The 12250-nt window shown below is 64.2% G+C and carries 9 protein-coding genes; 5 read left to right on the top strand and 4 right to left on the bottom strand.

The features are described from left to right. The first annotated feature begins 275 nt into the window (after positions 1 to 275). Complete coding sequence (locus tag KDH09_18400) at positions 276 to 1211, top strand: response regulator (protein ID MCB0221674.1); 936 nt, start codon at positions 276 to 278, stop codon at positions 1209 to 1211. A 9-nt stretch (positions 1212 to 1220) separates the two neighbouring features. Then, positions 1221 to 2462, top strand: coding sequence for a 4Fe-4S dicluster domain-containing protein (locus KDH09_18395; GenBank protein MCB0221673.1), 1242 nt, complete (start codon positions 1221 to 1223; stop codon positions 2460 to 2462). 95 nt (positions 2463 to 2557) lie between these two features. On the opposite strand, the gene KDH09_18390 is transcribed toward KDH09_18395, so the two are convergent. After that, on the bottom strand, positions 2558 to 3958 hold the full coding sequence (locus KDH09_18390; protein ID MCB0221672.1) for an MFS transporter: 1401 nt from the start codon (positions 3956 to 3958) through the stop codon (positions 2558 to 2560). A 166-nt stretch (positions 3959 to 4124) separates the two neighbouring features. On the opposite strand from KDH09_18390, the gene KDH09_18385 reads away from it, so the two are divergent. Then, the gene (locus KDH09_18385) at positions 4125 to 5228 is read left to right on the top strand and encodes a hypothetical protein (GenBank protein MCB0221671.1); all 1104 of its coding nucleotides are present in this window, start codon (positions 4125 to 4127) and stop codon (positions 5226 to 5228) included. Between the two features lie 173 nt (positions 5229 to 5401). Then, positions 5402 to 7747 (top strand): phosphoenolpyruvate--protein phosphotransferase, encoded by a 2346-nt coding sequence (ptsP, locus tag KDH09_18380; GenBank protein ID MCB0221670.1) that lies wholly within the window; start codon positions 5402 to 5404, stop codon positions 7745 to 7747. 4 nt (positions 7748 to 7751) lie between these two features. Here the strand turns inward: ptsP and KDH09_18375 are convergent, their stop codons facing one another. Both KDH09_18375 and KDH09_18370 read right to left on the bottom strand, forming a co-directional pair. Continuing rightward, entirely contained in the window at positions 7752 to 8882 is a 1131-nt protein-coding gene (locus KDH09_18375) for a hypothetical protein (protein MCB0221669.1), read from the bottom strand. Positions 8883 to 8984: 102 nt separating this feature from the next. Further along, positions 8985 to 11024, bottom strand: a complete 2040-nt coding sequence (locus KDH09_18370; protein ID MCB0221668.1) for a ricin-type beta-trefoil lectin domain protein — start codon at positions 11022 to 11024, stop codon at positions 8985 to 8987. A gap of 434 nt (positions 11025 to 11458) precedes the next feature. Between KDH09_18370 and KDH09_18365 the strand changes: the two genes are divergently transcribed. Next, positions 11459 to 11947 carry an NUDIX hydrolase gene (locus KDH09_18365; protein ID MCB0221667.1) on the top strand — a complete coding sequence of 163 codons (489 nt, stop codon included), beginning with the start codon at positions 11459 to 11461 and terminating at the stop codon, positions 11945 to 11947. Between the two features lie 112 nt (positions 11948 to 12059). Here KDH09_18365 and KDH09_18360 read toward each other — a convergent pair. Continuing rightward, positions 12060 to 12250 (bottom strand): hypoxanthine phosphoribosyltransferase (locus KDH09_18360; GenBank protein ID MCB0221666.1); only part of this gene is annotated, 191 nt, incomplete at its 5' end.

The following is a 12250-nucleotide window of genomic DNA, read 5'->3' as shown; positions in this document are numbered from 1 at the left end:
TTCCCCGGCGAATTCGTACGGGGGCCGGAATAATTTCCCGGCCGGTCGAGTAATGCCGATACGGAAGCAGGGCTCCCCGGCATCGTCCCTTCCCCGTCCTGCTGACATCCCAAGACACGCCGGGGGCCATCGTCACTGTCTCCGGCGTCGCCGGCGCGGTCCCCCAGGGGCACTGCGCCGGCGGCGCTTTCTTTTGGCCGCTTTCCGGCTATCATGCGTAGCGAAACAGAACAATTGCGCAACGAAAACGGGGACTTCGCTGCGCGGGCCGGACGATGCCGCATACTGTACTGCTGGTCGATGACGACGATTCCATTCACGAGCTTCTCAAGAAGGCGCTTGGCCGCACGGGTGCGCGCGTTCTGGAGGCCTGGGACGGCGAGGAAGCGCTGAGGCACATGGCCGAGCAGCCCATCGACCTGCTGCTCACCGACCTGATGATGCCCGGCATGGACGGCATCGCCCTGGTGCGCACGCTGCGCGAGACCGGCAACAAGAAATTTCCCGTTGCGGTCATCACCAGCATGGACGAGAGCGTGCGCGAATCGCTGGCGCGCCACCTCAACTTCGCGCCCGAAGGCAACGATCACTTCATTCAAAAGCCTTTCTCCGTTGCAGAGGTGAGCGAACTTTTCTCCGGCATTCTCAGCAAGCTCCAGCCTTTCGACGAGATCACCGAGTCGCAGGCCCTCAAGGGCACGCTCTCGACGCTCTCTTTCCTGGATCTCATCCAGCTTCTGCAGAGCGCCAAGCTCACCGGGACGCTGGAGTTCGACGATCCCGAAAGTGGCATCATCTATGTCGATGCCGGAAAGATTATTGGCGCAAAATGCGGGCAGTCAGAGGGGCGCAAGGCCTTCTACCGCATGCTCGCATGGACCAAGGGCGAGTTCCGCTTCATGAAGAAGAGCTCGCTGCGCACCGAGCAGACCATTCACGCCGAGACCTCGACGCTCGTGATGGGCGGCCTTGCTTCGCTCGATGAACACCACCGCCTGCTTCAGGAAATGCCCGAGCGCCTTGCCGTAAACAAGGGGCCCGAGGCATTCCGCGCCGACCTGACCGGTTCCGAGCGCGAGCTGCTGGCGCTGGTGGCCGAGCACGGCAACCTCTACGCAATTCTCGACGGATCGGCGCGCGAGGACCTGGCCATGCTGCGCGATCTCAAAGCTCTGCTTGATCGCAGCATTCTCGTCCCGGCAGGGGACTGAGCCCCGATTATGAGCGCCCAGCCACACGACGCGGTGGCCGCCACACTTCCCGAAATCTTCGAGACCTGCATTGGCTGCGGCATCTGCCGCGAATTCTGTCCCGTATTCGATGATCTGTTTGCGCTGGCGCGCGAGCGCAGCGAGGGCCGCGCGCCCCTCGATGCCATCGCGCAGCAGGCGGATGCCCTTGCCGGCAACTGCTACTTCTGCGGCCGCTGCGAGAGCGCGTGCCCCCTCGACCTGCCACTCGAACAACTCGCGTGGGAGAACCTGCGCGCGCGCCATGAGAGTTCCGGCGCGCCGCGCGCGCTCAAGTGGTCGAGCGATGTGGCCCGCCTTGCGCGCTGGCGCGGCAGGCTCGGCTGGCTGCTTGCGCTGCTGGGTTCATTGGGGCGAAAAATTCTCCAGAAGCTCACGGGCATCGATGCACGCGCGCCGCTTCCCCCGCGCGGTAAGCCGCGGCTCGCGCGCTGGTGGAAGAAACATCCCAATGTGCAGGGCGTCGAAGGCGCGCCGCGTGTGGCCGTCTTCGCCGGTTGCCAGGCAAGCTTGTGCGATGGCGGCCAGGCCCGCGCGCTCATCGAGACGCTCGAACGCTCAGGTTGCGAGGTAGAGCTGCTTGCCCATGAGAGCTGCTGCGGCGCGCCCGAATTCGCTGCGGCGCGCGCCGATGCCGCCGGCGCGAAACTGGGCGCCATGCTCGTGCAGCTCGAACGCGCCGCTGAGTCGGGCCGCGAGATCGTGATGCTCGAGAGCGCGTGCGTGAAGATGATCCGGCGCGATGGGCGGCATGTTTTTGAAGATGCAAAGCGTCTCAAAAAGCTGCGCGTCCACGGTGCGGCCGAATATCTGTGGAAGTTGCACGAGGCGGGAACCCTCGCGCGTCCGGCGCGCGCGCTCGAGGGAACGATTGCCTGGCACGAGGGCTGCGTCGATGCCGCGCTGGGGACGCAACATGAGTCGCTTCGACTTCTCCGGCAGGTGCCGGGCCTTGATGTGAAGCGTCTGGACGCGACTTGCTGCGGCATGGGCGGAGCGTGGGGACTGCGCGCGGAGAACTTCGATCGCGCGCAGAGTTTTTGCGAGCAAGGCGCCGGCAAAGCGCTTGCCGACTCCGGCGCGCAGACGCTCGCCAGCGAGTGCGCCCAGTGCCGCCTGCAACTGGGCGGCGCCGGCACACACGCGCGCAGCGTGATCGAGATCTACCGAGAGAGCCTGGACCCGGCGGACGGCGGCGACGCCGGTTCGTGACGTGGGCTTGGCGAGCCAAGCCCCTGCCGGCATCTGCCAGCAAACAACGGTAGGGGTTTGGCTTGCCAAACCCATGCATCAGGTGGCGGGGAACTTCAGGGCTCGTGCCGGTCGGCGGCGTGGCTGCTGGAATCCTGGATGAGCTCGGAGTCGATGGCGCTGGGGACCAGAGATCCCTCGTAGAGACTCGGCGAGCGCTCGGCCAGCTCGCCCGCGCGCGGGACAAGCATCAACAATACCAGTGAGACCACATAGAATCCGCTCATCACGTACCACATCCAGAGCAGCGTCTGGGTGGCATCGACGACGATGCCGTTGATGAGATAGCCCACGAGCTGGCAGCCGATCACCAGCGGCACCGAAATCCCGGCGGCGCGCACAAAGGTGTGCTTTCCGAACAGGTCGGCCATGTAGGCCGAGTAGAGCGGCTGGCAACCGCCCACGCCGATGCCGAAGAGCACCATGGCGCTCAGCAGCGCCGCGTCGCTCGGCGTGCCGAAGAATTCGAAGGCAAAGGGGCGGTAGAAACGCGAGAGCAGAAAGAGGCCCAGTGCCGCAAACTGCATGAGCAGCGTCCAGAGAATCGCCCACTTGCGATCGATTTTGTCACCGACCGGGCCGTAGAGCGGCTTGCCGATGAGGATGACGGTCGTGAGAACCGAAAACATGCCCGCCGCTTCATGCGGGGAGAACCCCTGTTCGCGAAAATCACTGACCAGCGACTGCAGGATCACGCTCCAGCAGGCCGAGGACGTTCCCAGCGAGAGCGCCACGAGCAGAAATACGCCATTGGAGAGGATCTGCTTGCTGTTCATGGCGGGCGCGTTTTCGCTCGGCGCGCTCTTGAAGCCTGTCTTCCAGTGGGCGGGCTCGCCTTCGAGACCGATGTCTTCGGGACGGTTCTTCCAGAACAGCGCGACGATGGGCGCCATGGTGAGCACCGTAAGGCCGAGTAGCTGATAGGTTACACGCCAGCCGTAGTGCTCGATCACCCACGTGGTGACCGGCACGTGCAGAATGCCGCCGGCGGTGATGCCCATGGCGGCGAACGAGAGCGCCTGCGCGCGCCGGGCCTCGAACCAGAAGACGAGCGTGGTGCGCGTGGCGATCATGCCCATGCAATTGTTGCCGAAGGCAATGAGCGTGGCGAACACCACGAAGTAGAAGAGCTTGTTGGGTGAGAGTCCGACGAGAAAGAGTCCCAGGCTGAGGCAAAAGCACCCGATCAGAATGGTGCGCTTGGCCCCGATGCGCTCGATCATGCGCGGGGTCACCGCGAAAGAGAGCAGGGCGACCACGGCAATGTGCAGGGCGTAGACCTCGAAGGTCTCGCCGGCGGTAAAGCCAAAGTCCTCGATCAGGTAACTGCGAAAAACGCCGTGGGTATAGAAGACGATGCCGACCGAAAAGAGCCCGGTCGCAGTCGCCAGGGCGACCATGTTCCAGCCATAGTAATAGCGGGCGGGGCTCTGGGGATTTGGAGCAGGGTCCGACATGTGCCTCAACGCGCTGGAGAGGGGCCCGCAAAAGGCCCCGGGAATGCGGGCCGCGCTGGCGGCCCGGCCGGCCGGGTGATAGATTGCGCCGTCCCCGAATGGGGGCGAGGCGTCCGGCAAAACAAAAGCCTGAACAAATGTTCAGACGGGCGCCGATCATAGTGAAATGACCGAATCAAAAGCAAAAACCGCAATTGAGTCCGCGCAGTTCGCGCAGCAGTTGGATGCCGCGCTGGCGGCAAAGGACTCGGGCGCGCTCGCGAAGCTGGGGGAGTTCGATCTCAGCAAGGCGCAGCGAAAAGAGCTGGGGCGCGCCGTGCACCGGCTGCGCTCGGCGGGTATCGAGGTCGAACTGCCCGCCGAAGAGAAGGCAACGCCCGCGGCCGTTCGTGAAGAGCCCGCCCTCGATTGCCTGGCGACCTCGATCGATGGCTCGGGCGGCCGGATGATGTGGCTCTTTGCAGACGCCGCCGAAGGCGGGCGCGAAGCGGTGGCCTGCTATGTGAGCGACACCGAGGGCATCAAGCTCATCCAGCTCGCCGCCAGCGGTCGCAAGCGTGCCAACGAAATTCGCCGCGACCTGCTGCGCAGCAAGCAGGTTCCCGTCGTGCGACTCAGCGGGGGCCACGCCCGGACTCTCATCGAAGAGGCCGAGGCGCTGACCCGCGAGCTCGGCCACGCGCTGCCCGACGGGTTTGCGGCGCTGCACGAAATGGTGCGCAAACTGCCGCCGGCGATCTCGCTCGAACCCCATCCAGCAAAAGCGCTGGCCAGGAAACTGGACGAGCGCGAGATGCTCGCCTTTGCCCGCGGGTCGGCCTCTCTGCTCGAAGAACATCCCTTCCGCGGCTGGGGCCCGGACAAGGAAACGGGGCGCGAACTCACGGCGAAGATCGAGAACGTGCTAACCAGCACGGTGATCATCAGCCCGGCGCAGCGGATCGAACAATTGGAGCGCACGTTTCAGCAGGCAGCGGCCGACGCGCTCGAAGGCGAGGGCAAGGCGCGCTGGGTGCGCCGGCTGCGCGACGCGGCCCACGCCCTGCATGGCCGCGGTTATGCCGACATCGGCGAGCAGGCGGCGACCCTTGCCGAGGCCATCGAGCAGCTTCCGGAGGTGCCCGCATTTCTGGTGGCGCTCTTGCGACGACCCTTTGAAGAACTTTTTACCGCGCAACGCGCTGCGCTATCGGGCGGCGTCGAAGGCGGCAAGATCGGGGAGGGCGGGCCGGAGACGCCCAAGAGCAAGCTCATCATTCCGGGCCGCTGAAAAACTTAAAAATGATTCATTGATGCACTCGAAAGTGTGAACTTTCGGCTCAGCGTCTATACTCAAATATCGCGTGGAACTCGTTGGCCGGGGGAGCGCAGGGGAAGAGGGCTCTGAAGGCTCCCTTGCGTGCTGAAACCGGTGTCTTCGCGTCACATGCGGACAGGCCGGGAATGAGCATCGACCACAACGACATTGCCAAGAAACTGGCGATTCTAGAAGAAATCGCCGCGTTGATCTCGCGCTCGCACGAGCTGCAGGACACGCTCGATCACGTCTGCCGTCTGGTAACTCGCCAGATGGACTGCGATGTGTGTTCGATCTACCTGCTCGACGAAACCGGCGAGAACCTGGTGCTCACCTCCACCGAGGGACTCGACCCGGCATCGGTCGGCAAGGTGCAGATGCACGTCGATGAAGGCATCACCGGCCTCGCGGTCGAAGAAATGAAGCCCGTCGCCGTCAAGAACGCCGCCGAACACCCACGCTACAAGTATTTTCCCGAGACCCAGGAAGAGCAGTACATCTCGCTGCTCTCCTCTCCGATTCTCGAGCAGGGCCGCCCGCTTGGTGTCATCAACGTCCAGACCCGCGACGAGCGCCAGTTCTCCCCCGAGGACCTCTCGGTCATCGGCAGCATCGGCACGCAGGTTGCCGTCATGGTGCAGAACTACCGCCTGCTGCAGGCGGTGAACGAGCACAAGCTGCCGCTGGGGCCGCCCTCGCGTGCGACCGAGCGCCAGCGCGGCGGTGAGGAAGGCCGGCACAGCGTGGTGCGTGGCATCGCCGCCTCGCCGGGCATCGCCATGGGAACCGCCGTCGTCGTCGAAGAAGGCGACCTGATGCAGCTCTTCGGCGTCAAGGAATTCGTCGAAGACACCGATGCGGAGCTCTACGCGCTCGACCAGGCGATCTCGCGCGTGCGCGACGAGATCAAGGACGCCGAGCTGCGCATCGCCGAGCGTCTCTCGGACGAAGAAGCCAAGATCTTCTCGACGCATCTCATGATTCTCGAGGACGAGGGCTTTCTCGGAAAGATCCGCGAAGCCATTCGCGTGCAGAAGCACAGCGGCCTCTATGCGGTGCGCAACGTGGTCGCGCACTACGTGCAGCTCTTCGAGCAGATCGACGATCCCTACATTGCCGACAAGATCGCGGACATCGAGGACGTGGGCAAGCGCATGCTCAACTCCCTGTCCCGGAAGTCGCCCGACCACAAGCGCAAGAAGGGCGAGCGCGGAATTCTCGTTGCAACGCGGGTGATGCCCTCGGACGCGATCGAGATGGAAGCGCGCGGCCTGGTGGGCATGGTCTCGGGCGAGGGCGGTGCCGACTCCCACGCGTCGATTCTCGCGCGCAGCTTCGGCATTCCCGGCGTGGTGGGTCTGGAAAATCAGCTCCGCATGATCCGCGACGGGGACTTCCTGATCGTCGACGGTGCATCGGGCAATGTCTACGTCAATCCTGACAAGGAAGTACTCAAGGAATTCAAGCGCGCGCGCCGCGACTACCGCTCCGCCCGCGAGGAGATCGAGGGCTCCACGAAGGCCGAGGCTGCCACGACCGACGGTCGGCGGATTCGCCTCATGGCCAACGTGAGCATCATCGCCGACGCGAAGACCGCGCGCACCTACCGCGCCGACGGCGTGGGGCTCTATCGTACGGAGTTTCTCTACATCACGCGGCCCACGTTCCCGACCGAAGAAGAGCAGTACAAGGTCTATTCGCAGGTCATCAAGAACGGCCCCGACGATCTGATCGTCTTCCGAACCCTGGATGCCGGCGGCGACAAATACATGCCGCAGCTCAAGGGCCCCATTGAGAGCAATCCGGTGCTCGGTTGGCGCTCCATTCGCGTCTCGCTCGATCTGGTTCACGTTTTCAAGACGCAGCTTCGCGCCATTTTGCGCGCCAGCACGCTGGGCAAGGCTGCGATCATGTTCCCCATGATTACCAATCTCAGCGAACTCGATCGCGCCCGCGAGCTTGTCGAGGAAACCAAGGCCGAGCTCAAGCGCGAAGGCCAGGACTTCGATCCCGACATTGAGATCGGAATGATGGTCGAGGTGCCGGCGGCCGCGCTGCTGGCCGATAAGTTTGCCAAGAAGGTCGACTTTTTCAGCGTGGGAACGAACGACCTGACCCAGTACACGCTGGCCGTCGATCGCAACAACCAGCGTGTGGCCGGCCTGTTCGACCCGCTCCACCCGGCGGTGTTGCAGCTGATCAACCTGACGAGCAAAGCGGCCAGGAAAGCGAAGATTCGCGTGAACCTCTGCGGCGAGCTTGGCGGTTATCCGGAGGCGATCCCGCTGCTGGTCGGCATGGGCTTCGACGGCATCTCGGTCTCTCCCACTTCGCTGCCGCTGGTTCGCTACGTGATTCAGGCGCTCTCGGCCAAGGACTGCGAGCAGGTGGCAAAGAAAGCCCTGCGCTTTGGCACCCGCGATGAAGTGACGATCTATCTGCGCGGCGTGCTGGCCGGGCTCGACCTGCCCGAGCTGGACCGGCTGCGGTAACTCCCTAAAATCCCGTCGGCACTTTGCGCTTCTTGAGCTGCCGCACCGATTCCTTGCGGCGTTTCTCCAGCGTTGCGCCAAGCTTCGTCTTTACCGGCAGCTCGCCGGTCCAGTTTCTTGCCAGGTGCTCAAGCAGCGCGAGCGCCGCCGCGGCGTCGTCGGCATCGACTTGCTCGGCAACGATGCGGTCCTTCGGACCCATGTTGTGATACCCCGCCAGCGGCAGGGCGAGCCCGCACGAGGCGTAGCCGAGTGCGCCAAAGGCGGTAGCCTCGCAGGCGCCGCCGTCCATGACGCGCTTCTGGAAGACGAGATTCTTTTTCTTTGCAAGCGCGGCGGCCTGCTCTTCGATCCAGCGCGTGGCGCGCGAATCGAATACGCCGGCGGCGTCGCCCTGGCGCAGCACCGGGCCCTTGCCCAGCCGGGCGCCGGCTCTCTGGCTGCTTGATTCGATGGAGAGGGCCAGCGCGTTTGCGGGCACAAGTTTGTCCATCGTTGCCGCCAGCGCGCCATGGAACCCGTCCTCTTCGGCGCGGGTGAAGAGCGCCGCGACAGGCGCCTTGAGCTTTTTGCCGCGAAGCGCGACCAGCGTCGAGAGCGCGAGCGCCGCGCCCACCAGGTCGTCGATGTGGCTGCTCACGATCCGGTTGCCGCGGCGACGGAACTCGGGAAGGTCCCAGCCGCCGATCCATTCGAAGTTCTTGTCGGGCGCGGCTTCGAGCTGCACGGACACCTCGTGCACGCGCCGCTTGCTCTCATCGAGCTTTGTCGAAGTGATGCGCCCGCGGATGGCCATGGCGGCGGCCTCCTCGGGTTTGAGCGCCGCGCAGTAGGGATGGAGCTTCACCTTTGCGCCCTTGAAGTAGGGTGGCAGCACGCCGCCCCACCACGCGCCGGTCGCGCGCTTGCCGCGCATACCGGTCACGAGAAAGGCCGGGTGATCGGTGTGTGCAACCATCAGGAGCTGGGCGCCGCTGCCACCGGCGGGATGATCCACGCGCAGGTTGCCGAAGCGGTCTTCGCTGAGCGGCAGCCCATACTGGCGCGCGAGGGCGCGGATCTCGCCGAGCACGTAGCCCTCATGGAAGGGCGCCGTCGGGCAGCGCAGCAGACGCTCGAGGATGTCGTCGAACATGGTGGGGTCCTTCTTGTGAAGGGCCACTTATAGCACGCAAAAAACAGCGCCGCCGCTCGAAAGGGGAATCGAGCGGCGGCGCTGTCCGAGCAGGGTCGGGGACTACTCGAATTTCATTTGCTGGTTGGCCCCCCCGTGGTAACCCCACAAATGCACGTTGTCGTCGCCCGAGACATCGACGACCTTCGACTGGTTCATTTTCGAGCGCAGGAAGGTGCCGTCGTAGATCCACACCTGGTTGTCGCCGCCATGACAGTCCCACAGGTGGATGTTGGCGCCGTTCGAAGTGCTCTTGCCCTCGACGTCCAGGCACTTGCCCGGATGCATCAGGCTGCGCAGCAGGCCGCGCTCGTCGTGCCACCACTTCTGGTTGTCGCCGCCGTGGCAGGTGCTGGCATGAATGTTCGTGCCGTTGCCGGTGTTGTAGCCGCTCACGTCCAGGCACTTGCCCACCGACTTGATGGAGAGGAACTTGGCAGCGGTCCAGCGCTGGGCCTGGCTGCCATTGGCGCTCCAGAGCTGGATGTTCGTGCCGTTGGAACTGCCGTTGCCCGAGACGTCGATGACCTTGCCCGGAGCGAGCGCGCTCGCGAGCGTCTGGCCGTCGTAGATCCAGACCTGGTTGTCGCCGCCGTGGCAGTTGCCGAGCTGGATGTTCGTGCCGTTTGCCGTGCCCCAGCCGGCGGCTTCGAGGCAGCGGTTGTAATTCACGCCGCTGTGGATGAGCCCGTCGGAGTCGAGGAGCCAGAACTGGTTGGCCTTGCCGTGGCAATCCCAGAGGTGGACGTTCGCGCCCGCGGCGGCGCGCGCCGAGGAATCGTCCATGCACTTGCTGCCCTTGTTCTGGAAAATGGTCTGCGCGCTCTTGGCGGCCTTGCCCTCGTGCCCGACGAGCCAGGTGCCCTCGGTGTCGGCGTCCTGGTAGTTGAGCCACACCGTGCCCGCGCCGCGCGCGGCCTTGGCGCTCTTGAGCGCCTCGTTGTCGGAAGCGCTGGTGGGCACGTCAAAAAGGAACTGACCGCCGGTCTCGGCGCTGCAGTAGAGCTCGCCCGTGATCCAGGGGCCCGCGCCGTTGGTGACGTACCACTGTTTGGTGCCGGGCTTGCGGCAGGCGTACTGGCGGGTGTTGGCGCAGTTGACGTCATTGAAGCGCCCGTCGCCGCGAGATTCGCCGCAGTCTTCGTTGCTGTTGTAGTTATTGGGCTCTCCGGGGGCCCAGCTCCAGATTGCCGCCGTCATGCGGGCGTCGTCCTTGCCCAGCATGTCGAAGCCCACGATGTTGCCGCCGCACTTGAGAACGTCATCGATGTTGGAAGTGGTCAGCGGATCGCCCGGATCGGAAAACAGCGAGGAGAGGTTGGTGCGGTCCTCGTAGAAGCGCACCATGTTCTCATAGTTGGCGCCGCCGTTGCAGGCGGGAAAGCCGTTCAGGTCCTCCACCTGCTCGGTGGGAAAGCCGCCGCTGCCGATGCCCGAGAAGACGATGGAGTCCCACGCGCTGTTCCCGTCGCAACCCGGATCGAGCAGCAGCACCTGCTTGCCCGCGGCCAGCACGTCGGCCTTGGTCAGGTTGGTGGCAATGTTCGTGCAGTTGCCCGCCGGCGTGTAGATGTGGCTGCCGAGCTGGCTGAGAATGTCGCTCAAAGCGTCGTTGTACTTCCCGTCCATGTGATCCTCGATGTAGAGGAGCACCACTTCTTCGGGGTAGCGGGTGAGGAACTTGCGCAGCTCTTCGAGGCCCTTCCAGAAGGGGCGGTCGAAGGCGCTGCACCCCACGTGGTTGTCCTGCCCGTGGCAGAGCAGCAGGTCGTTGTAGGCGTTGTGCACGTCGAGCTCGATAAAGCGCGCGCCCGAGTCGAAGAGCTGCGTCGAGAGCGAGTTGCTCTGGTTGGGATCGAGGTAGCTGAAGATCGTCTGGTAGGCCTGCGAGTTGTAGCTGTTGTGCGTGCCCAGGAAGGTCGCGTCCTTGAAGGGAGTGCGCACATCAATCTGACGCTGTAGTGCCAGGGCGGTCTTTGCCCAGGCCACGTCGGCCGAAGGGGTGGACGGCGGCGGAGGCGGCGGCGTCGATCCGCCGGCCAGTGCCGTGCCTGCGGAGAGCGACAGCATCAGAGCTGCCAGGATTCCAATCGAAAACTTCATCATTTCCTCCTACCCATGTGCCTCGCGGGTTCCGGCTTCCTCGAGACTCACCCAAGGGCTCGTCGGGGCACGCTGGTGCAATGTTGTCGGCGTTAACTCAAGAAGCGTTCCATCCTGAACATATATTTTTGTAAACTCGTAAGTACGCTGAAATTATTGGGATTTACACTAGACACTGACGTCGATTTCAGCGGAAGCGGCGCTGCGGACCCCGGGAATCTGAACACCGCTGTCAACCAGGTTGGCAGGTGGGTGGGTACCAGATAACTGACTGAAATTAAAGGAGTTATGCGCTTGCTGCTGGGAGCAGGGCGCAGGGGAGCGTTTGGGTGCATCTCTAAAAACGCTGTAAAAACAAGTGGTTATACGAGTTTGCCAAGTCTGTTTACGCGTGACTGGGCCTGCCTGCGAAAAACCGGCTAAGAAGAGGTGCCATGGCAAGTACGATCATTCCCAACTGCGCGCTCACCGTCGACGTGGTGCTCTTCGCCTTTGCCGACAACGAGCCGCTCAAGATTCTGCTGATCGAGCGTGGGCGCGATCCCTTCGCAGGGAGCTGGGCGCTGCCCGGCGGTTTTGTCGACGAGGGCGAGGACTCGCAGGCCGCCGCCGCGCGCGAGCTTGAGGAAGAGACCGGGGTGAAATTGGAGGGTCTCGAATACGTGCGTTCGTTTTCCGCGCCGGGGCGCGACCCGCGTGGGCGCACCATCTCCGAGGCCTTCACCGCCGTCCTGCCGGCCGAGTCACTGACCATCCGCGCCGGTGACGACGCGGCAAAGGCGCAGCTCTTCGTGCTCGATGAGCTGCCGCCGCTGGCCTTCGATCACGCGCAGATCATCGACGCAGCAAGAGAGCGCATCCGTCAGGTTTTCATGCGCTACGACCAGCGCACCATTCGGGCGGTGCGCAAGGCGCGTCTCTAAAAGCTTTGGTTCATTCTTCGGGAGAAGCTGCCCGAAGGGCGGATGAGGGGTGCACGGGGCCAGCGAGGAAGGGCGAGGCATGCCTCGCCCTCTCGCCTGGATTGGCAACGGGTTATTCCGGCAGCCGCATCACCCACAGATCCGGCAGCTCGCGGTAGCGCTCGGCGTGATCGAGGCCGTAGCCGACGATGTATTCCTCGCCGATTTCAAAGCCCACGTAGTCGATGGCCTCGCGTGCTTCGGTGGGGGCGCTGCTTTTGGCCAGCAGCGCCGCGGTGCGCACCGATGCCGGGCGCTGGGCGC

It is taken from the genome of Chrysiogenia bacterium (assembly GCA_020434085.1).
Lineage (GTDB): Bacteria > JAGRBM01 > JAGRBM01 > JAGRBM01 > JAGRBM01 > JAGRBM01.
The sequence above is the reverse complement of the archived record's forward strand: the minus strand, read 5'-3'. Positions and strand labels throughout refer to the sequence as shown.

Excerpts from the sequence above, each read along its gene's own strand:
- KDH09_18400 (MCB0221674.1), top strand. The coding sequence starts at position 276 with ATGCCGCATACTGTACTGCTGGTCGATGACGACGATTCCATTCACGAG.
- KDH09_18395 (MCB0221673.1), top strand. The coding sequence starts at position 1,221 with ATGAGCGCCCAGCCACACGACGCGGTGGCCGCCACACTTCCCGAAATC.
- KDH09_18390 (MCB0221672.1), bottom strand. The coding sequence starts at position 3,958 with ATGTCGGACCCTGCTCCAAATCCCCAGAGCCCCGCCCGCTATTACTAT.
- KDH09_18385 (MCB0221671.1), top strand. The coding sequence starts at position 4,125 with ATGACCGAATCAAAAGCAAAAACCGCAATTGAGTCCGCGCAGTTCGCG.
- ptsP (MCB0221670.1), top strand. The coding sequence starts at position 5,402 with ATGAGCATCGACCACAACGACATTGCCAAGAAACTGGCGATTCTAGAA.
- KDH09_18375 (MCB0221669.1), bottom strand. The coding sequence starts at position 8,882 with ATGTTCGACGACATCCTCGAGCGTCTGCTGCGCTGCCCGACGGCGCCC.
- KDH09_18370 (MCB0221668.1), bottom strand. The coding sequence starts at position 11,024 with ATGAAGTTTTCGATTGGAATCCTGGCAGCTCTGATGCTGTCGCTCTCC.
- KDH09_18365 (MCB0221667.1), top strand. The coding sequence starts at position 11,459 with ATGGCAAGTACGATCATTCCCAACTGCGCGCTCACCGTCGACGTGGTG.